Origin of the sequence: Mesorhizobium sp. SARCC-RB16n, assembly GCF_008520305.1 — a bacterium.
GTDB lineage: Bacteria > Pseudomonadota > Alphaproteobacteria > Rhizobiales > Rhizobiaceae > Mesorhizobium.
This window is the reverse complement of sequence record NZ_ML703263.1, coordinates 185,210-206,334: the sequence shown is the minus strand read 5'-3', so window position 1 is coordinate 206,334 and position 21,125 is coordinate 185,210. Positions and strand designations below refer to the sequence as shown.

General features: G+C 62.4%; 15 protein-coding genes, 1 tRNA gene and 2 pseudogenes. 7 read left to right on the top strand and 11 right to left on the bottom strand.

Annotation, left to right across the window (positions count from 1 at the left end):
* Positions 1-21: 21 nt before the first annotated feature.
* Both C7I87_RS09635 and C7I87_RS09630 read right to left on the bottom strand, forming a co-directional pair.
* Positions 22-1,779 carry a pilus assembly protein TadG-related protein gene (locus tag C7I87_RS09635; protein WP_149903972.1) on the bottom strand — a complete coding sequence of 586 codons (1,758 nt, stop codon included), beginning with the start codon at positions 1,777-1,779 and terminating at the stop codon, positions 22-24.
* Positions 1,780-2,226 carry a TadE/TadG family type IV pilus assembly protein gene (locus tag C7I87_RS09630; RefSeq protein ID WP_149904200.1) on the bottom strand — a complete coding sequence of 149 codons (447 nt, stop codon included), beginning with the start codon at positions 2,224-2,226 and terminating at the stop codon, positions 1,780-1,782.
* 283 nt (positions 2,227-2,509) lie between these two features.
* Here C7I87_RS09630 and C7I87_RS09625 point away from each other — a divergent pair.
* The 5 genes and pseudogenes from C7I87_RS09625 to C7I87_RS36610 form a co-directional block, all read left to right on the top strand.
* Positions 2,510-3,850: pseudogene (locus tag C7I87_RS09625) on the top strand (peptide ABC transporter substrate-binding protein); the annotation flags it as partial.
* Positions 3,851-4,267: 417 nt separating this feature from the next.
* Positions 4,268-5,191 carry an ABC transporter permease subunit gene (locus C7I87_RS09620; RefSeq protein WP_149903970.1) on the top strand — a complete coding sequence of 308 codons (924 nt, stop codon included), beginning with the start codon at positions 4,268-4,270 and terminating at the stop codon, positions 5,189-5,191.
* The gene (locus tag C7I87_RS09615; protein ID WP_149903969.1) at positions 5,184-6,305 is read left to right on the top strand and encodes an ABC transporter permease; all 1,122 of its coding nucleotides are present in this window, start codon (positions 5,184-5,186) and stop codon (positions 6,303-6,305) included. Before C7I87_RS09620 ends, C7I87_RS09615 begins: the two co-directional genes overlap by 8 nt.
* Positions 6,306-6,322: 17 nt before the next feature.
* The gene (locus C7I87_RS09610) at positions 6,323-7,942 is read left to right on the top strand and encodes an ABC transporter ATP-binding protein (RefSeq protein ID WP_149903968.1); all 1,620 of its coding nucleotides are present in this window, start codon (positions 6,323-6,325) and stop codon (positions 7,940-7,942) included.
* 51 nt (positions 7,943-7,993) lie between these two features.
* The gene (locus tag C7I87_RS36610; protein ID WP_188393788.1) at positions 7,994-8,398 is read left to right on the top strand and encodes a hypothetical protein; all 405 of its coding nucleotides are present in this window, start codon (positions 7,994-7,996) and stop codon (positions 8,396-8,398) included.
* Positions 8,399-8,464: 66 nt separating this feature from the next.
* Here C7I87_RS36610 and C7I87_RS09600 read toward each other — a convergent pair whose 3' ends face one another.
* The 4 genes from C7I87_RS09600 to C7I87_RS09580 form a co-directional block, all read right to left on the bottom strand.
* Positions 8,465-8,914, bottom strand: coding sequence for a hypothetical protein (locus C7I87_RS09600; RefSeq protein WP_246696238.1), 450 nt, complete (start codon positions 8,912-8,914; stop codon positions 8,465-8,467).
* Positions 8,911-9,129: a hypothetical protein gene (locus C7I87_RS09595; protein WP_149904198.1), complete on the bottom strand. Its 219-nt coding sequence runs from the start codon at positions 9,127-9,129 to the stop codon at positions 8,911-8,913. The genes C7I87_RS09600 and C7I87_RS09595 overlap by 4 nt, the downstream gene beginning before the upstream one ends.
* Before the next feature lie 499 nt (positions 9,130-9,628).
* Positions 9,629-9,910: a hypothetical protein gene (locus C7I87_RS09590; protein ID WP_149903966.1), complete on the bottom strand. Its 282-nt coding sequence runs from the start codon at positions 9,908-9,910 to the stop codon at positions 9,629-9,631.
* A 739-nt stretch (positions 9,911-10,649) separates the two neighbouring features.
* Positions 10,650-10,726: transfer RNA gene (locus tag C7I87_RS09580), tRNA-Pro, on the bottom strand.
* A 199-nt stretch (positions 10,727-10,925) separates the two neighbouring features.
* Between C7I87_RS09580 and C7I87_RS09575 the strand changes: the two genes are divergently transcribed.
* Both C7I87_RS09575 and C7I87_RS09570 read left to right on the top strand, forming a co-directional pair.
* On the top strand, positions 10,926-12,446 hold the full coding sequence (locus tag C7I87_RS09575) for a phosphomannomutase/phosphoglucomutase (protein WP_149903964.1): 1,521 nt from the start codon (positions 10,926-10,928) through the stop codon (positions 12,444-12,446).
* A 9-nt stretch (positions 12,447-12,455) separates the two neighbouring features.
* Positions 12,456-14,690 carry a mannose-1-phosphate guanylyltransferase/mannose-6-phosphate isomerase gene (locus C7I87_RS09570; RefSeq protein WP_149903963.1) on the top strand — a complete coding sequence of 745 codons (2,235 nt, stop codon included), beginning with the start codon at positions 12,456-12,458 and terminating at the stop codon, positions 14,688-14,690.
* A 6-nt stretch (positions 14,691-14,696) separates the two neighbouring features.
* Here the strand turns inward: C7I87_RS09570 and betB are convergent, their stop codons facing one another.
* The 5 genes and pseudogenes from betB to betI all read right to left on the bottom strand — a co-directional run bounded on the left by betB (position 14,697) and on the right by betI (position 21,007).
* Positions 14,697-16,160 carry a betaine-aldehyde dehydrogenase gene (gene betB, locus C7I87_RS09565; RefSeq protein WP_149903962.1) on the bottom strand — a complete coding sequence of 488 codons (1,464 nt, stop codon included), beginning with the start codon at positions 16,158-16,160 and terminating at the stop codon, positions 14,697-14,699.
* 85 nt (positions 16,161-16,245) lie between these two features.
* On the bottom strand, positions 16,246-17,898 hold the full coding sequence (gene betA / locus C7I87_RS09560; protein WP_149903961.1) for a choline dehydrogenase: 1,653 nt from the start codon (positions 17,896-17,898) through the stop codon (positions 16,246-16,248).
* Positions 17,891-18,891, bottom strand: a pseudogene (locus C7I87_RS09555) (threonine/serine dehydratase). The gene betA and the pseudogene C7I87_RS09555 overlap by 8 nt, the downstream one beginning before the upstream one ends.
* Positions 18,891-20,420 (bottom strand): choline-sulfatase, encoded by a 1,530-nt coding sequence (gene betC / locus C7I87_RS09550; protein ID WP_149903960.1) that lies wholly within the window; start codon positions 20,418-20,420, stop codon positions 18,891-18,893. Before betC ends, C7I87_RS09555 begins: the two are co-directional and overlap by 1 nt.
* Positions 20,417-21,007, bottom strand: coding sequence for a choline-binding transcriptional repressor BetI (gene betI / locus C7I87_RS09545; protein ID WP_149903959.1), 591 nt, complete (start codon positions 21,005-21,007; stop codon positions 20,417-20,419). Before betI ends, betC begins: the two co-directional genes overlap by 4 nt.
* Between the last annotated feature and the right edge of the window lie 118 nt (positions 21,008-21,125).

The following is a 21,125-nucleotide window of genomic DNA, read 5'->3' as shown; positions in this document are numbered from 1 at the left end:
TTCGGTTGTGGCCAAGCGGTCCTACTGAACGAGCACTGCCCGTCCGCAGGTCGCGCCGGTGACGCGCACGTCGGCCTGGCCGACACCGACACCCAGGGCCGACAGCACATTGTAGAGCAGGTCGTCGACGGGCGCCGTTACAGTGTTGAGCAAGGCCACCACTGCTGGTTTCACCGTTCCGAGCAGGGCTGTCAGGTCGATCCCAAGACCAAGCACATTGACCGAAAGCGACAGGTCGTTGACCAGCGACGTGGTGAGCGACTGCGAAATGTTTCGCGTCGAAACAGTCTTCACCGTCTTGTTGGCGATGTCGGTCGCATTGAAGGTCAGAGTTTGAGGGCTGTTGTTGGTGATGGCGGTCGCGGCCGAACCCATCACCTGGATCAACGGGATCAACAGCAGCTTAACATCGGCAATGTCTGCATCCGTAAAGGTCTGCGGCTGGCTGAAATCGGCGAAGCCGGAGGGATTATTGCTATTGGCCAGGTTCAACCGGGCAATGCCGGGGTGCGCGGCGATGGAAACGCTGATGCTGGACGGCCCTGTCGGGCACGTGATGTCGGTCAGCCTGGCCTCGGCATAGGCGACTTCTACATTGAGCGGCAGATTGACGGCCACGAGGTTGATACCTCCGCCGAGACCAGGCGAGCCGACGCCGACGGAGGCCGTCAGCTTGATACGGGTCTGGGCGGTCCGCACGACAGTGCCGATACCGTCGATCCCCAGCCAGGGCGAGGATTGCATCGGCTCCCCAATGGCGATGTTGAGCTTGGTGGAGAGCAGTCCCGGGATGGTGGCGCCGAGATCGACCGCGGCCTGGTTGGTGCCGTTCGCGAGCACGGCGGCGGCGGTCAGCATCCCCATGGCGCTTGCGTCCACTCCCAGGCCAGACGGCTGTTGCCCGAGTCCGAGGCTCCCGACCGAGCCGAGATCGACAAGACTGCTGAGCGGGATCTTGACGGTGCTGGTCGACTTGGAGGCGATGGTCTGCAGGGCGACCTTGGCGGTATTGCCGAGGCCGGGAACATTGGCCATGGCAGTGGCGATCTGGCCCACGGTCGCCTTCGAGGCCAGAACGTCGGAATAGGTACCGGCCGTGATGTTCAGTTGTGTGCCCAGCGCACTGACAAAGGAAAGCACGCTGACATCGGCCGAGATCAGCCCGTTGTAGTCCATGACGCTGAGCGAGATGTTGCCGCCGAGAAGTCCGCTCAAAAGTGCGTTGAGGATACCGCCATTGACGCTGAGCAATCTCGACCCGACCGAGAATGTCGCCTGCGGCGTCATGCTGGCGGTGGCTTGGGTGCCGATGACGGGAGTGGGGATAAGCGAGCTTGCGAAGTAGCGGTTGGGAATCTTCGCCAAAGTGACCCGGACGGCATTGTAAGGGGTCACGCCCGCCTGGAAGCGCTGGCTGACATTGGCGGTCGATGAGGCATATCGACCCTGCGTGATCGTCACCACCGTCTTCCCGGCCGCCGCTGGGATGGTCTGTCCCGAAGCTTGAACGACGACGCCCGGCATGCCGTTGTCGGTGAGCGTGGTGACGACCGCCGTATTGACGTTGTTGATGTTCGAGGCGGCGGTGATCGCCGCCAGGTCGACCATCGCCTGCGCTTCCCGGCGCTCGGTGTAGATGGAGCCTTCGTCTATGGCCACCGCTGCCAGCGCCAATGCGACCGGCGCGCTCAATGCGGTCATGACGGCGAAGTTCGCCTTCCTGTCTCCCATCATCGACCGTGCAAGCCGGCCGATGCCCTTGCCCGCCCGCTGCAGCATTCAGATACCCCCGACCCTGATCGTTGACTGACGCTTGATGGTCGTCCCTGGCATGGCTATGCCCGGGAACAGATTCCAGATCGGCAGGTTGCGGGCATCGTAGGAGATGGACACCACGAACTGGCTTCCGTCGGCCACGCTGTCATTGGCCTGATAGGTCAGTTTGCCGGCGTCCACGAAAGGGTAGCCGCCGGCGTTGTTGGCGAGGTAGTTGGCCACGAGCGTCTGCCGTTCGGTCTGGTTCACCCCGGCAATGGCCGTACGGGCGGCGTCGGCTGCAATTTGCTGGATCGAGTTGGCTGCTCCAAAATAAATGCCGTACGCAACCATCCCGAGCAAGAGAAGCATAAAGAGGGGCGACAGCAGGGCGAACTCGACCGCTGATGTTCCCGAATTGTCTGTTCGGAACTGGCGCCTTCGGGCCTTGGAAATGAGGTAGTGAACCATGGCGCCAGCATGCTCAAGTTCGCATGCAAAAAGCGAAAACTCCGGGCACAACCAAAGAGTGTGGCCGATTGAAAATGACATTCTAATTTAGCCGTTGCTTCTTCGATAATGGGGATTGACTTAGGGTCAATCAGTACTCAGTTGAAAAGAGCTTACCTCCTGTCTAGTCTCCTGCCACCAGCCGCCGGAGGGAACCGGCGGCGCGCTCAAAGGAACCAGACATCGGTTCCGGGGCGTCAACACGCAAAGGCGCGCCGATGGCAGCGCCGACAGGGAGAACTTCATGCTGAAAAACATGCTGAAGGCGACGGTATTCGCCACGACCATGACCTTGGCTGCCGGCACGTTCATGGCCCCGGCCTTCGCCGAGAGCGTCTACAACAGGGGCACCGCCGCTGAATCGGAGTCGGTCGACCCACACAAGACCTCGACGGTCTATGAAGCCAACGTGTTGCGCGACCTGTTCCAGGGACTGGTCATGCAGGATGAGAAGGCCAACCTCATTCCCGGCGCCGCCGAAAGCTGGACGGTGTCGGATGACGGGACGGTCTATACCTTCAAGCTGCGCAAGAACGGCATGTGGTCGGATGGCAGCCCGGTGACGGCGGACGACTTTGTGTACGCCTTTCACCGGCTGGAGGATCCTGCGACCGGCGCCGAATACGCCTCGATGCTGTATCCGGTGAAGGGCGCGGAGGACGTCAACACCAAGAAGGGCAAGCCGGAGGACATGGGCGTCAAGGCAATCGACGCCGGCACCCTGGAAGTGACGCTGAAGGCGCCGACGCCCTACTTCCTGGAGATGCTGACCCATCAGGCGACCTATCCGGTCAGCAAGGCATCGATTGAAAAGCTCGGCGCCGACTGGATCAAGCCCGGCAAGTTGGTTTCGAACGGCGCCTATACGCTGGCCGAATGGGTTCCCAACGACCACATGAAACTGGTCAAGAATCCGAAATTCTGGGACGCCGCGACCGTCAAGTTCGACGTCGTCAACTACATCCCGACCGAGGATCGTTCATCGGCGATGAAGCGCTTCGAGGCTGGTGAACTCGATAGCTATGACGATCTGCCGACCGAACAGCTCGCCGACCTCAAGACAAAGTTCGGCGACCAGATCCATGTCGGGCCGTACCTCGGCACCTATTATTATGCGATCAAGACCGACAAGGCGCCGTGGAACAATCCCGAACTGCGCAACGCCATCTCGATGGCGATCGACCGTGACTTCATCGCCGAAAAGGTCTGGCAGAACTCTATGCTGCCCGGCTATTCGATGGTGCCCCCCGGCATCGAGGGCTACACGCCGGCAATGGCCAAATACGCCGACATGCCCCAGATCGACCGCGAGGACGCAGCCAAGAAGATCTTCGAGAAGCTTGGCTACACGCCCGAGCATCCGCTGAAGATGGAGATCCGCTACAACACCTCGGAAAACCACAAGAACACGGCAGTGGCCATCCAGGAGCAATTGAAGCCGCTTGGCGTCGACGTCACGCTGCTCAACACCGACACCAAGACCCACTACTCCTTCCTCGAGCAGAAGGGCGACTATGACGTGGCGCGTGCCGCCTGGATTGCCGACTACAAGGATCCGGAAACTTTTCTCGGCATCACACGCAAGGCCAGCGGCAACAACTATTCGAACTACAACAGCCCCGCATACGAAGCGGCAATGGACAAGGCCGCGGCCGCCGGCGGCAAGCCAGAAGAGCGCATGAAGGACCTCGCCGAGGCCGAGCGCATCCTCATCGACGATGTCGGCCAGATCCCGCTTCTCTACTACAGCTACCACGACATCGTTTCCTCGAAGCTGCATGGCTTCGTCGACAATGTCATGGACGTGCATCCGTCACGCTTCGTCAGCAAGGACTGATCCCTGGCCAAGCCGCCGCGCAACTGAATTGCGCGGCGGCGCTGGTTTGCCATCGCATCGGCCCGGGAAACGGAATCGATTTTCGGAAAGTTCGGTGCGAAGATTTGAAGGCTGGAGCGCAATCGTCCGAGTGGACGGGCGTGCTCTGGATCAAGCGGGGCACCGATGCTGCGATACGTATTCCGGCGGCTTTTGACCGCCATCCCGACGCTGTTCGTCATCGTGACGATGGCGTTCTTCCTGATGCGCGTCGCGCCAGGCGGTCCATTCAACCAGGAGCGGGGGCTGAGCCCCGAGATCAAGGCGAACCTTGAGGCCCAGTTCGGTCTCAATGATCCGCTCTGGCTGCAATATGTCCACTATCTCGGCAATCTCTTACGCGGCAATTTCGGCCCGAGCTACAACATGCCGGACTTCACCGTCACCGAACTGTTTGCCAAGGGCCTGCCCATTTCCGTCCAGCTCGGCTCCTCGGCGCTGATCCTGGCGCTGCTGCTCGGCAGCGTGCTCGGCACCATTGCCGCGCTCAACCAGAACAAGCTTGGCGACTATACGGTGATTGCGCTGGCGACCGCCGGCAGCACAATCCCCACCTTCGTCATCGCGCCGGTGATCCAACTCGTCTTCGGGCTGACCTGGAAGCTTTTGCCGATCGGGGGATGGGGCGACGGCGCCTTCATCAACAAGATCGGTCCGGTGCTGACGCTTGCCTTGCCGCAGATCGCCATCGTTGCCCGCCTGATGCGCGGCTCGATGATCGAATCGCTGCGATCCCATCATATCCGAACGGCGCGCGCGCTCGGCCTCTCCGACTGGTCGGTGGTGGTCAAGCACGCGCTGCGCGGCGCCATCCTGCCGATCGTCTCCTTCACCGGCCCGGCGGCGGCGGCACTGCTAACCGGCTCGGTCATCGTCGAGACGATCTTCTCCATTCCAGGCGTCGGCCGTTATTTCGTCGATGCCGCGCTCAACCGCGATTACACGCTGGTGATGGGAACGGTGGTGGTGATCGCCATTTTCACCATCGTTTTCAACCTGATCGTCGACGTCATGTACGCGGTCGTCGACCCGAGGGTGCGCTATGACTGACATCGCAGCCACAGCTCCCGCCATCGTTGGCCGCTCGCTGTGGGGCGATGCCTGGGCGCGCCTCAAGGCCAACCGCGCCGCCATGTTCAGTCTCTACTACCTCGTTCTGATCGGGGTCGTCAGCGTCTTTGGCCCCTGGTTCGTGCCGCATCAATACACGACCATCTACGCCGACTATGTGCGCATGCCGCCAAGCCTGTCGGCCTACCCGAAACCCGATATGATCGAAACGGCTCTCACTGAAGCGATCAAGCGCATGCGGGTCGACATCAAGGAGTGGCACCAGGAGGGCAACCAGGTGTTCGTCACGGTCAAGTCGACCAAGCCGATCGACGACCGCAACATCCGCTACCTCGACCGGTCCGATGCCTTCGACGGCACCAAGATCGAGAGCAAGTCGCCCGACGGCCTCGAAGTGACGATGAGCGCATCGGTCAAGCAGCAGTATTTCCTGTTCGGAACCGACAACACCGGCCGCGATCTCTTGTCGCGCACGCTGATGGCCGGGCGCATCTCGCTTGCCATCGGCCTGCTCGCCGGCATCGTGGCGGTGGTGATTGGTGTGATCTATGGCGCCGCCGCCGGTTTTTCCGGCGGCAAGGTCGACGAGGTGATGATGCGCATCGTCGACGTGCTCTATTCCTTGCCGTTCATCTTCTTCGTCATCATGCTGGTGGTGTTCTTCGGCCGCAACTTCGTGCTGATGTTCCTGGCGGTCGGTGCGGTGCTGTGGCTGGACATGGCGCGCATCGTGCGCGGGCAGGCGCTGTCGATCCGGCGGCAGGAATACGTCCAGGCGGCGGAAGCCATGGGTATCGGCCAGCGCGGCATCCTGCTGCGCCATGTGATCCCCAACCTGCTTGGCCCCGTGGTGATCTACATGACGCTACTGGTGCCGCAGGTCATCATCCTGGAGAGCTTCCTGTCGTTCCTCGGCCTCGGCATCCAGGAACCGATGACCAGCTGGGGCGTGCTGATCTCGGTCGGCGCCAAGAACATCGGCACCGCCAACTGGCTGCTCCTGTTTCCCGCCTTCTTCCTCGTCTCCACGCTGTTCGCCCTGAATTTCGTCGGCGACGGCCTGCGCGACGCACTCGACCCAAGGGATCGATAAAGATGGGGATCGCTGACATGGCCACTCCCGAAACGATCCTCAGCGTCAAGGACCTCCGCGTCCGCTTCCGTACGCTCGACGGTGCGGTCGAAGCGGTGAAAGGTATCAACATCCACGTCAATGCGGGCGAAACCGTCGCCGTGGTCGGCGAGTCCGGCTCCGGCAAGAGCCAGACGATGATGGCGGCGATGAGCCTGCTGGCCTCCAACGGCGAAGCATCAGGCCATGTCGACTATCGCGGCCGCAACTTGCTCACATTGAGCAAATCCGAGCTGAACAAGGTCCGTGGCCGCAAGATCAGCATGATCTTCCAGGAGCCGATGACCTCGCTCGATCCGCTCTATTCGATCGGCAACCAGCTGATCGAGCCGATCCGCCGCCATCGGGGGCTGAGCGCCGCCGAAGCGCATGAAGAGGCGCTCAAACTGCTGCGGCTCGTCCATATTCCCGATCCCGAACGGCGAATGAAATCCTATCCGCACGAAATGTCCGGTGGCCAGCGCCAGCGCGTGATGATTGCCATGGCGCTCGCCAACGACCCCGACATCCTGATCGCCGACGAACCGACGACGGCGCTGGACGTGACCATCCAGGCGCAGATCTTGATGCTGCTGGCCGAGTTGCAGCGCAAGCTCGGCATGGCGATCGTCTTCATCACACACGACCTTGGCATTGTCCGGCGCTTCGCCGACCGGGTCTATGTCATGCGCCAGGGCGAGGTCGTCGAGGAAGGCGAGGCGGAAGCGATCTTCGCCAACCCGCAGCATGCCTACACCAAGATGCTGCTGGCGGCCGAGCCGACCGGAACCAAGGCGCCTCCACCCGCCAATGCGCCGGTGGTGCTCGAAGGCAGGAATGTCGAAGTCACATTCAGGATCGGCGGCGGGTTTCTCGCCGGCGAACCGCTGATGTTGCGGGCGGTCGATCACATCTCGATCCGGTTGCAACGCAACCAGACCATCGGCATCGTCGGCGAATCCGGCTCGGGCAAATCGACGCTCGGCCGCGCCTTGCTGCGGCTGCTGCCGAGCGAAGGGCTCATTCGTTTCGGCGATCGCGATATTTCCACGGCCGACCGTCAGCAGATGCGGCCACTGCGGCGCCAGATGCAGCTCGTCTTCCAGGATCCCTTTGGCTCGCTGTCGCCGCGCATGACCGTCGGCCAGGTCATCACCGAAGGGCTGCTGGTGCATGAGCCGAACCTTTCTGGAAAGCAGCGCGACCAGCGTGCGGTCGAAGCGCTGCGTGAAGTCGGCCTCGACCCCAACGCCCGCAACCGCTACCCGCACGAATTCTCCGGCGGACAACGGCAACGCATCGCCATTGCCCGCGCCATGATCCTGAAGCCGAAGATGGTCGTGCTGGATGAGCCGACCTCGGCGCTCGACCGCTCGGTGCAGAAACAGATCGTGGAACTGTTGCGCAAACTCCAGGCCGACCACGAACTGTCTTACCTGTTCATCAGTCACGATCTCGCGGTGGTGCGCGCCATGGCCGACTACATCATCGTCATGAAGCAGGGCAAGATCGTCGAAGAGGGGCCGACCGAGGCGATTTTCAGCAATCCGCAAGCGCCTTATACGCAGACGCTGATGAACGCTGCGATCGACGTCACGCGGTTCCGGCTGAGCGCGTGATAAGCCACTGTGGCTGAGGCCTGTTCTCCTCAGCCCGCCGAGCTGGCGCACTTGCGTGCGCGTACGGCAACAGCGGCGTCCTGCTGTTGCTTCAACCGGCCGATCCTGGCCGTTTCACGGTCGGCGACCGCCATTTTCACGCGCGACCCGCCAAGCAGCCAGCGCGGCACGCTGGTGTTGGCGACCTTGCCGCGGGCAATCGCGGTTCGCGAGATGTCGCTCGCGCTGCTTCCCACGGCGCTGTTAAGCTCCGTGCAGCTCATACTCTCGTATTTGGCCGGAGAGGCCGTCCCGCCGATCGATGAGCATCCGGCGACAAGAAGCACAGCAGCCAGAAGAACCGGTGCCGACCCCGTTTTTGAGATCAAATTCATATCCGCGTCCGGTTCGCCGTTTACCGGCTCCCTCATATTCATCGATCAAACTAACGCCGATGCCCATTTCGTCAAAGTTTGACCGACCGGCCAGTGCTCGCGCTCTGCACTGGGTATCGGCGCGTTTATTCGATGCTATGGAAAATTCCTACGCTGCTTTGGCGGCAAATTCGGTCGTGGGGACACAACCGCCGCCGAGCACAATTTGGGCAATATCGGTCGCGTTCTCATCGACATGGGCGGTCACCAGCACAATCCCTTCGCCGACGCTTCGACGCTCCGGCGTTCTGGCCTCCGCGACCAAGGCTCCGAGCAAACCGCCGAGGACGCAGCTGCAGAACGTGCCCGTCAGGGCCATGGCCGACAAGCCGGTTGGGAAAGAATTGATGTCGTAAACAGCAAAAGCGCCCAGGCACGCCAACAGCCCAGCGGCAGCGCCGAGGATAACAGCGGGAGACTTCAGGACACTGATTTCGTCGTGATAGGGACCGATAACGACGACCTGTACGCGAGGAACCCCGGCCGCCAAAAGGTTGCCGGCGATCCGGGCTGCTTCGGGATGGGATTCAAAAAGCCTGCTGATTGTTGGCATGGTCATTCAGGGTGTGTCGTGTCCGTCAGCGCGTCGGTAACGAAAGATGCGGCGATCAAATCGTCGCCATCGATCCGGCCCCTGCCGCCCTCGATCACGGCCGCTACCTTTTGGAAGGTCTTCATTTCACTCTCGGTGATCTGAGCGTGCTGCATCCTGGTTTTGAGGCTATTTATGCGCATCCCCAACACATGGGATGTTACAGTCTCACGGTTCGACATGGTGGTGCTCATTTGTTCCCGCTTCGTTTGTTGTCCACGCCCAAGCTCGAACTTGGGCCGGGCGTAAACGTTCCCAGGCGAGGCTTCGGTCTGGTACCGGCAGGACCTAAGTCTGACTGTAGAGCGCAATGGTATTGCCAAGCGGACCGCCCGGGAACGGCCGCTGTTTGTTACCGTTGTCCAACACAAGATTGTGGGAGGAAGCCGATGGAGAAGAGTGTTGGTCAGGCGCGCTGGTTGCTCGCACCGATCTTCGCGATGGCCATCACTTTCATGGTGGCCGGAATAGTCCTCAGCTAATCTCCTTGCACATCCTGCCGGGCTGCGCTGGCCGGCGTGGGACAGGAAAAATTGCCTGACCACCGCTCCGAGCTCTCCACAACTTATTCCCAGTAGTGATGAGATATTCAAGATTGCGACGATCCAGCCGTGCGTAGCGTGCCAGGGAAAAGTCCTCTGGTGGCCAGGCTCAATCGAAAGCCGGGCCACCAGTCGGCCATCAGTAGCCGCCGTTTTCAATCACCACCGGGTGATGGTGGCGGTGAGTGGAGACGGAGCCGGTGACAACGACGGCATCTCGATGATGATGCCTGCGGCCGTGGTCGTAGAAGGCGATCGTTTCGTGGTGACGGTGATGGAGCCGCTGGCCCTCCTCATTGATGATCCTGACGTGGTTATGATGTCGATGATGGGTCTTGATGACAACGTCAGCCTCGGCGGCCGAAGCCAAGGCGGGCAGTCCCACCGAAAGCGCCAAAGCGCAGATGATCATTGTTTTCATTGCAATTTCTCCAATGCCTTGAATAGCCCTTCGTCGCATACAACTGCTGCTGATCCCTTTGGTTCCGGGTTGCCGAAACAGCCGGGACGTGGGGCAACGGCCATCGCGTCGCGTGCTCAGGCCTGGAGAAAAATCGCAATATCGGCGACCGGCTCCTGCGGGCAGCCACACCGCCACACTGCCACATCGTCCGTCGTCCGCGCGGGCAGGCTAGCGCAGCTGCTGCTGTGAGGACCGATCTGTCTCTGCCCCACAAAAGCAGTTCGCTCGGCTATTCGAGATCTTGTCAGGCGTCGGAACATTAGGCGAGCCTAATGGTTTATCTCCGCGGCGGGCCTCACGGTTTGAAGCCCGCTGAAGATCAGCAGGCAAAGGCTGATCGGCCCGCGTCCTCCGCCAGAGGCGCGGGCTCACCAGGCAACGGGAGAGAAACTATGAACAACATCATTTGGCTCGTCGGAGCGGTGGTCATCGTGATAGCGATATTGAGCTTTTTCGGCCTCCGCTAGGCGACGCGCACCGTGCCTTGTCGGAGTGTGATCAGTTGCAGCGCACGCCGCGAACGCCCACAGGTTGACCGACACGATGGCAGGAAGTTCGTTGCTCACGCGTCGTGAGAGGAAAGGGATTTCGTGCCCGTTTCCTTTTCCGAGGGAACAGGCACCCTCCTGAACCAGGCCCCACCTCGGATGAATCTCGGGTTGCGCCAAAGTCGGGATGCGCTAACACATTGTTTTTCTGGTCGGAGTGGCAGGATTTGAACCTGCGACCCCCTCGTCCCGAACGAGGTGCGCTACCAGGCTGCGCTACACTCCGTGACCAGACCGCGGGCTTATAGCCGCCACACTTCGTTCCTGCAAGCGGCAATGGCAGCACTTCTGTCGCATTTCGTCCGCTTTCGTCGGGCATTGCCTGAAAGCCCGGATTTCCATCCGGGATAAACGCGGCTTAAAGTCTTGTGTGCTAAGCTGCCGCCTCGATAGATCGTGTTTCTGCCGCCTGGAGCCCTGCTGTCTTGCCCCCAAAAATCGTTGGCGAAGCCCGGCCCAACAGCTTCGAATTCGAAACCACGGCGCTGATCAAGGCATCCGGTTTTCGTGAATATGATGCGCGCTGGTGGTTCGGCCATTCCGGCTCGACGGTGCCGCCGGAACTCAATCTGATTGGCGTCCAGGCGCTTGGCATGGGGCTCGGCACTCTGATCCGGCGTCTCGGCGCCGGACCCGATATCGTCACCGGACATGATTTCCGTTCCTATTCGCTTGGCATCAAGCTGGCACTGGTTTCCGGGCTGATGGCGGCCGGCGCACGGGTAAAGGATATCGGCCTGGCGCTGTCGCCGATGGCCTATTTCGCGCAGTTCGCACTGGAGACGCAGTCGGTGGCGATGGTCACTGCCTCGCACAACGAAAATGGCTGGACCGGCATCAAGATGGGTGCGGCGCGGCCGCTGACCTTCGGGCCCGAGGAGATGAGCGCGCTGAAGGCGATCGTGCTGGCCGGCGATTTCGACCTGACGGGCGGTGGTTCCTATGATTTCGTCCGCGATTTTCGCGCCACCTATCTCGACGATCTGACCGGGGACAAGCGCATCACGCGCAAGCTCAAAGTGGTTGCCGCTTGCGGCAATGGCACTGCTGGCGCCTTTGCGCCGGAAGCCTTGCAGCGCATAGGCTGCGAGGTGATCCCGCTCGATGTCGAACTCGACCACACCTTTCCGCGCTACAATCCCAATCCGGAGGACATGCGGATGCTGCATGCCATCAGGGACAAGGTGCTGGAGACAGGGGCCGATGTCGGGCTGGGTTTCGATGGCGACGGCGACCGCTGCGGTGTCGTCGACAATGAAGGCAACGAGATCTTTGCCGACAAGGTCGGCGTCATGCTGGCGCGGGACATCTCCAGCCAATATCCGGGTGCGACCTTTGTCGTCGACGTCAAGTCGACCGGACTGTTCAACACCGATGCGGTGCTGCGCGCCAACGGCGCCGTCACCGACTACTGGAAGACTGGCCACTCCTACATCAAGCGCCGCGTTGCCGAACTGGGCGCGGTCGCCGGCTTCGAAAAGTCGGGCCATTTCTTCTTCAACCGCCCGATCGCGCGCGGCTATGACGACGGACTGGTCACGGCAATTGCCATCTGCCAGATGCTGGACCGCAACCCGGCCAGTTCGATGGCCGATCTCTACCGTGCGCTGCCGCTGACCTTCGGCACGCCCACCATGTCTCCGCACTGCGCGGACGAGGTGAAGTACGGCGTCGTCGAACGCGTGGTCTCCGATTTTCAGGCGATGCAGCGGGACGGCTCCAGTTTCGCCGGCCAGAAGATCGTGGACCTCGTCACTGTCAATGGCGTGCGCGTCGTTGCCGAGGACGGCACCTGGGGTCTTGTGCGGGCCTCGTCGAACAAGCCGGAACTGGTCGTGGTCGTCGAAAGCCCGGTCTCGTCTGAGCGTCGCCGGCAGATGTTCGATGCCGTCGACGCCGTGCTGCGCCGCAGTCCGGAAGTCGGCGCCTACAACCAGACTTTTTGACAGGGTATCATGGGCCAGCGGATCGTCAGTTTTGTCATGAGCGGCGGCGTCGGCTCCCGGCTATGGCCGCTGTCTCGCGAAGACAATCCCAAGCAGTTCCATGATCTGTCGGGCGATGGCTCCATGCTGGCCAAGACCTTGCGTCGCCTGACGGCGAGGCCCGATGGCGAGACGCCGATCTTCCTGATCGCTTCGGAGCGTCACGCCGATCGTGTCCATGCCGACTTGGCCGGTCTCGATCTTGCCGGGGGCGGTCCCCTGTTCGAGCCCGCGGGACGCAACACCGCAGCCGCCGTCGCATTGGCGACCCTACGAACCTTGTCGGAATTCGGCGACAGCCTGATGCTGGTGGTGCCTTCGGACCATGAAATAGCGACGGCGGGGCAATTTTGGCAAAGTATCGAAGCGGGATCGCAGGCGGCGCGCGCCGGCCGCCTAGTGGTGTTCGGCGTCAAGCCGACACAGCCGGAAACCGGTTATGGCTATATCGAGGTATCGGCCGAGAAGGGCGGGGTGTTCGACGTTTCGCGCTTCGTCGAGAAACCCGACCTTGCGACGGCAAATGACTATCTCAAGGCAGGAAATTTTTACTGGAACACCGGCATCTTCCTTTTTCGGGCCGGTGCCATGCGCGACGCCTTCGAGGCATTCCAGCCCGATATCTGGCACGCCACCGACGCGGCCTACAAGGCGGCGACATCGGACCTGTCCGGCCTCTATATGCCGCTGGAACTTTACGCGGCCATCCCGTCGAACTCGATCGACTACGCCATCATGGAGCGGGCAAAAGACATAGCCATGGTGCCGGCCGGCTTTCGCTGGAACGATCTCGGCTCCTGGCAATCGCTGCTCGACGTCGGTCCCGCTGACGGCCAGGGCAATGTCGTCGTCGGTGATGTCGTCGCCATCGATTGCGAGAATTCGTATATCCGCAGCGACGGCCGCCTGCTGTCGGCGATCGGCATGAAGGACGTCGCCATCGTCTCGACGGCGGATGCCACGTTCGTTGCCCCGGTGAGCCACAGCCAGCACGTCAAGAAGATCGTCGAACAACTCGAAAAATCAGGACGGCTGGAAACCAGGTTCACGCCAGCGCATGACCGTGTCATCGAAAGCGGCGCCTGGCGGCGGCGCGTGCATCACTGGCTGTTCCAGGAAACCTTGCCGTTGTGGTCGACTTCAGGTGTCGACGAGCGCCATGGTGGCTTCCACGAGGCGCTGGGTTTCGACGCCAAGCCGCTCATCAAGCCCAAGCGCATGCGCACCCAGGCCAGGCAGGTCTATGCTTTCGCGGTCGCCAGGGAGCGCGGCTGGACCGGCCCGGCCGACCGGCTGATCGCGCATGGCATCGACTTCATGGCCGGGCAGGGCCGCACCGAACGGGGCGGTTGGGCGCGCACGCTGAACGTCGATGGCTCTGTCGCCGACGCCACGGAGGACGCCTACGATCATTCCTGCATTCTGCTGGCACTTGCGCATGCGCACATGTCGGGCAATCCAGATGCCTTGCGGCTCGGCGAAGAGACCTTCGCCTTCCTCGACGCGTATCTGGAGGATAGCCGCATGACCGGCTTTCTCGAAACGTCGGACGGGGCGGGCGAGCGGCGCTCCAACCCTCACATGCATCTGCTCGAAGCTTTCCTGGCCTGGCACCGTGCGACCGGCGAGCGCGCGCATCTTCGTCGTGCGGCGCGCATCATCGATCTCTTCCGCAGCCATTTCTTCGACCCCGAGAGCTGGACGCTCGGCGAGTATTTCGATGCCGAATGGAAACCAGTCTCCGGAGAGAAGGGAAGCCGGACCGAACCTGGCCACCACTTCGAATGGGCGTCGCTGCTGATCGATTTCGCCGGTCGCAGCGGCCAGGCCGAACTGAGCGTCTTTGCCCGAAAACTTTATGCCTCGGCGATCGCCAACGGCCTCAACCGTGCCACCGGCCTTGCCTATGGGGCAGTCTCGCGGCAGGGCCTTCCGCTCGACCTGATATCGCGCAGCTGGCCGCAGGCGGAAGCGCTCAAGGCGGCGATCGCGCTGGATGGCTCGGGGGGGCCTGATCTGAAGCCGGAGATAGAGGCGCGCGTCGGCCGGCTGTTCCGCTGGCACATCGACCCGGCGCCGCTCGGCTTGTGGATCGACCGCATCGACGAGCGCGGCCGCTCATTGGCCAGCGACGTGCCGGCGAGCATCTTCTATCACCTCGTCTGTGCGCTGACCCAGTATCTGGATGGCACGGTGGAGAAGTAGACAGGATCAGTACGGACTGGCGACGTTCCCGGTCTCGACATAGATCGACTTCAGCTGCGAATAGAGCGCCAGCGCCGCCAGCGAATTCTCGCGCCCGATGCCGGATTGCTTGACGCCGCCGAAGGGGATTTCCACCGGCGTCAGATTGTAGGCGTTGATCCAGCAGGTTCCGGCCTGCAACTCGGCGATGACGCGGTGGGCGCGCGGCAGGTCGCGCGTGAAAACGCCAGCGGCAAGGCCGAACTCGGTGTCGTTGGCGCGCTCGATCACCTCGTCCTCACTGTTGAATTTCAGCACGCTCATGACCGGGCCGAAGATCTCTTCGCGGGCGATCCGCATCGTGTCCGTGACGCCGATGAACACCGTCGGTTCGACGAAGAAGCCGCCCTGGAAGCCTTGCAGCGACGGCACGTTGCCGCCGCAGGCCAGCGTGGCCCCATCCTGTTTGCCGGCCTCGATATAGCTGACCACCTTCTCATGCTGTGCCTTGGAGACCAGTGGCCCCATCTGCGTTTCCGGGTCGAGCGGATCGCCGATGCGGATTTTCTTGGTCCGTTCGATCAGCCGCTCGACAAAGCGGTCGTGAATGCCGCTCTGGACGAAGACGCGCGTGCCGTTGGAACAGATCTGGCCGCTCGAATAGAAATTGCCGAGCATGGCGCCGCCGATGGCATTTTCGAGATCGGCATCGTCGAAGACGATCAGCGGCGACTTGCCGCCGAGTTCCATCGTCGCGTGCTTCATCTTGGAGCCGGCCAGCGACAGCACCTTGCGCCCGGTCGGCACCGAGCCGGTCACCGAGACCTTGGCCACGACATCATGGCCTACAAGCCCGGCGCCGACATCGCCATAGCCTTGCACGACGTTGAACAGCCCGTCGGGCAGGCCGGCCTCCGAGTAGATCTCGGCCAGCGCCAGCGCCGAAAGCGGCGTGTTTTCCGATGGCTTGAACACCATGGCATTGCCCATGGCGAGCGCCGGCGCCGATTTCCAGCCGGCGATCTGGATCGGATAATTCCAAGCGCCGATGCCGACGCAGACGCCAAGCGCCTCGCGGCGCGTGTAGGCGAATGGCCCGCCGAGGTCGACCGCTTCGCCGTTGAAGACGGCGACCGCGCCGGCGAAATATTCGAGGCAATCGGCTGCCGAAGGCGCGTCGGCCACCAGCGTCTCCTGGATCGCCTTGCCGGTGTCGAGCGTCTCGATACGGGCAAGGTCGACGTTGCGGGCGCGCAAAATGTCGGCGGCACGGCGCAGGATGCGGCCGCGCTCGACCGGCTTAAGCCGCGCCCAGGCCGGCTGCGCGGCGCGTGCGGCCTCGATGGCGAGTTCCAGCACGTTCGGCGTCGCCGAACGCAGCATGGCGATGGTCTCGCCCGTCGCGGGATAGATGACAGGCAGTGGCGCGCCGCCTTCGTCCTCGATATAGCGTCCGTTGACATAGTGCGAAGCCGTGGGCTGGGCGCGCATGGAAATCTCCAAATCATTTCGCCCCCAAGCGTCGGCTATTGGGCGGAAGGCTCTCGGGCGGCTCACTCTATCGGCGGATCATGGCCTATCTGTCGGACGCCTGCCAGCGCGGATTGATCCATGGTTCCTGGTTGGACGGCGCGAGCGGCGTACGGCCAAGAATGTGATCGGATGCCTTCTCGCCGGTCATGATCGACGGCGCGTTGAGGTTGCCGTTGGTCACGCGCGGGAAGATCGAGGAGTCGGCGACCCGCAGTCCGTCGACGCCGATGACGCGGCATTCCGGATCGACCACGCTCGATTGATCATCGACGCGGCCCATTCGGCAGGTGCCGCAGGGGTGATAGGCGCTTTCGGCATGGTCGCGAATGAACACATCGAGATCGTCATCCGACTGCACATGGCTGCCCGGCGAGAGCTCCTGTCCGCGATAGGCATCGAAGGCCGACTGGCCGAAAATCTCGCGGGTCAGGCGGATGCAGTGACGAAACTCCGCCCAATCGTCCGGATGCGACATGTAGTTGAAGCGGATGACCGGCTTCGCTTTCGGGTCCGGCGAGCGCAACGTCACCGAGCCGCGCGACTTCGATCGCATCGGTCCGACATGCGCCTGGAAGCCGTGCGATTTCGCCGCCGCCTTGCCGTCATAGCGAACCGCCGCCGGGATGAAATGGTATTGGATATCGGGATAGTCGACGCCAGCCTGCGAACGCACGAAGGCGGCGGCCTCGAAATGATTGGTGGCGCCAAGGCCTGATTTGAAGAACAGCCACTGCGCCCCGATCATCGCCTTGGAGAACGGGTTCAGAACTGAATTGAGGGTGATCGGTTTGGTCGATTCCTGCTGGATGTAGAGCTCCAGATGGTCCTGCAGGTTGCCGCCGACGCCGGGCCGGTCGGCCACGACGGCAATGCCGTTTTCGCGCAGATGCCCGGCCGGGCCGATACCGGACAGCATCAGGATCTTTGGCGAGTTGATCGACGACGCCGCGACGATCACTTCACGTCGCGCCTTAACGACCTGAATCTGTTTGTGAGCTTCGATCTCGACGCCGATGGCGCGTTGGTTCTCGATGATCACCCGGCGCGCAAAGCCTTTGACCAGAGTAACGTTTTTGCGCCGGAGCGCCGGCTTCAAATAGGCTGATGCCGCCGACCAGCGGCGACCGCCCTGAATGGTCTGCTCCATTGGGCCGAAGCCTTCCTGCTTGGCGCCATTGTAGTCGTCGGTCAGTTCAAACCCTGCCTGGCGGCCCGCTTCGACGAAGGCGCCATAGAGCGGATTGCGGCGCGAGCCGCGCTGCACATGCAGCGGGCCGCCGTGCCCGCGCCAGCCATCCTCGCCACCATCCGAATCCTCCATGCGCTTGAAGTAGGGCAGCACGTCGGCAAAACCCCAGCCGGCCGCTCCCTGTTCGGCCCAATGGTCGAAGTCGCGGGCGTGACCGCGCACATAGACCATGCCGTTGATCGAGGAAGAGCCGCCGATCACCTTGCCGCGCGGCGTCGCCAGCACGCGGCCGCCCAGATGCGGCTCCGGCTCGCTGGCGAAGCCCCAGTCGTAGAGGCTCATGTTGAGCGGGATCGACAGCGCCGACGGCATCTGGATCAGAGGTCCGAGATCGGTGCCGCCGAATTCGATGACGATCACGGAATGCTTGCCGTCTTCAGACAAACGATAGGCCATGGCCGAGCCGGCGGAGCCGGAGCCGATGATAACGAAATCCGCTTCAAGCATGGTTCATATGCGCCATAAAATCGGCGAGCGAAACGTTGCCGCCGGTAGCCACCACCAGGACGGTCTTTCCCGCCACATCCACCTTGCCGCCGAGCAGTGCCGCCAGCGCCGCCGCACCCGACGGTTCAAGCACCAGCTTCATCCGCTCGAAAGCGATCCGCATGGCGCGCCGCACCGACTGATCATCGACGGTGATGCCACGAACACCTGCGGTCTTGACCGCGGCAAACGGTGCGTCGCCGGGCCGGCGCGACATCAGCCCGTCGCAGATCGACTTCGGGCCGATCGGCATGGTCTCGATGCTGCCACGCGCCAGTGACGAGCCCATGCCGTTGAACCCTTCGGGCTCGACGCCGATGATCTCGGTGACCGGCGACAGATAGTGGAAGGCGAGCGAACGCCGCCGATCAGCCCACCGCCGCCGACCGAGCAGAATAAAAGATCAGCGCTCGCGTCCTTGGCGGAAAGCTGGTCGAGCGCTTCGAGGCCGGCGCCCGCCTGGCCCGCGACGATCTCCGGATCGTCGAACGGATGCAGCAGGGCCAGACCTTCGGTCTCCGCGATCTCGCGAGCCTTTGCGGCGGCGATTTCCTCACGCGCACGATCTCCATGATCGGTCAGTACGACGCGCGCGCCGTAGCCAGCGGTTGCATCACGCTTGGCGGCCGGCGCATCGATCGGCATGACGATGGTCACGGGAATGCCGAGCGCCTGGCCGGCCGCCGCCAGCCCTTGCGCAAAATTGCCCGAGGAATAGGCGACGACGCCCTTCTTCGCCTCGTCGGGCGAAAGCCGCTTCAGCCGCCAATAGGCGCCGCGAACCTTGAAGGATCCGGCCCATTGCAGCGATTCCGGCTTGATGAAGACGCGAGCCGCGCCGGTTTCCCTGGCGAGCGCCGCCGATTCCAGCAGCGGCGTGACCTGTGTCGCCTGGGAGGTGACGGCATAAGCCTGCCTGAGATGGTCGAGGGAGGGGACGAGAAGGTCTGTCATCATTCGCCTCTTGGATACCTTTTACTCTCTTCGAGATTGTCGAGGTTCATGTGATTGCGCATGTACCGCTCGGACGCCCTTTGCAGTGGCTGGAAATCCCAGGGGTAATAGGCGCCGTTGCGCAGCGCCGGATAGACGACCCAGCGGCGTGCCTGGCTCTCGCGTACGGCGGCGTCGAAGCCGGCCATGTCCCAACGCGCCCGGACCTTTTCCATGAATGCCGCCACCATGCCCGCATTGGCAGGGTCGTCGGCCAGATTCTCCCGCTCGAGCGGATCGGCTTCGAGATCGAACAATTGCGGCGGGTCGAGTTCGCAATGGACGAATTTGTATCTGCCGTCGCGGATTGCCACCAACGGCGCATAGGAGCCTTCCGCCGCGTACTCGATCAACACCGGTGCCGTGCGCTGCCCGCCATTGGTGAGAGGCAGCAGCGACTGGCCGTCGGTCCACGGCGCGATCGCCCCGATATCGATGCCGGCGAGGTCGCAAAGCGTTGGTGCCACATCGAGATTGGAAACCGGCGCCTCGATCAGCCCGGCACGAATGCCCTTGCCGGCAATCATCAACGGCACCCGCGCCGAGCCTTCGAAGAAGCTCATCTTGAACCACAGGCCGCGTTCGCCGAGCATGTCGCCATGATCCGAGCAGAACAGGATGATCGTGTCATCGAGCATGCGCGTTCGCGTGAGAACGTCGAGGAGCTCGCCAAGCTTGTCGTCGACATAGGAGATGTTGGCGAAATAACCGCGCCGCGAACGACGCACCTGCTCGGGCGTGATCTCGAAAGAGGGATAGTCACTGGCGTGGTACAGTCGCTGGGAATGCGTATCCTGCTCGTCTTCAGCGATGAACCCGGTTTCCGGCTCCAGCGCCTGGCAATGCTCGTAGAGATCCCAATATTGCTTGCGCGCGACATAGGGATCGTGCGGGTGCGACAGCGAGACGGTGAGGCACCATGGCCGATGGCTCGCATCGTCCTGCTCGCGTGAAAGCTGATAGAGCTTCTGGGACGCGAGGAACACGACCTCGTCGTCATACTCCATCTGGTTGGTGGTCTCGGCGACGCCGGCACCGGTTACAGAACCCAGATTGTGATACCACCACTCGATGCGCTCGCCGGGTTTGCGGTAGTCTGGCGTCCAGCCGAAATCCGCCGGGTAGATGTCGGTCGTCAGCCGCTCCTCGAACCCATGCAACTGATCCGGTCCGACGAAATGCATCTTGCCCGATAGGCAGGTGTAGTAGCCGTCGGCACGCAAATGATGAGCGAAGGTCGGGATCGACGAGGCGAACTCGGCCGCATTGTCATAGACACCGGTGCGCGACGGCAACTGGCCGCTCATGAACGAGGCACGGCCCGGTGCGCAGAGCGGCGAGGCGGTGTAGGTGTTGGCAAAGCGCGCCGAACGCGTGGCCAGCGCTTTCAGATGCGGTGTGTGCAGAAATTCCGCCGGCCCATCCGGGAACAAGGTCCCGTTGAATTGGTCGACCATGACGATCAGGAAATTGGGTCGCTTCGCTGTCACTGTTTGTGCCGCCCGCCAAGTTTGATTTCGAGATAGTCCTCGACCAGCGCGATCGCGGTCGCGGCGTCAGGCACGCCATCCTTCAGCGCGCGCCTGATATAGAGCCCGTCGATCATCGCCGCCGTCGCTTCCGCGGCGCGGTCGGCTTCGGTCCTGGGCAGGATACCGATCAATCCGCTCATCAGGTTCGAATGCAGCCGCCGGGCGTAGATCCTGAGCAGCCGGCGCAGCGAGGACGATTGCTGCGCCTCGACGTAGAAAGCGAGCCATGCGGCGATGGTTTCAGCCTGGAACTGGATGTCGGAGAAGTTGACGGCAACCACGGCCGAGACGCGCTCGCGCGGGGACGTGGCGGATTGAAGCGCGCGGCGCATATCGACGGTCAGTTCGGACAGGATGTGTCGCATCGTGGCGAAAAGCAGCTCGTCCTTGGCGCCGAAATAGTGATGGGCAAGAGCCGAAGACACACCGGCGCGTCCGGCAATCTCGGACATGGTCACGTCAAGCGAGCCGCGCTCGCCGATCGCCGAGATCGTCGCGTCGATGAGCGCCTTGCGGCGCAACGGCTCCATTCCGATTTTTGGCATGCTGTTCCCGATTTTGCAGGGAGATTATTTTTTATTGACGCGTCAATCAATAAAAAATCGACGCAGACGGGACCTGCACCAAGCGATTGTTGGGTTGCGGCCCTTCACGGTTCGGGCA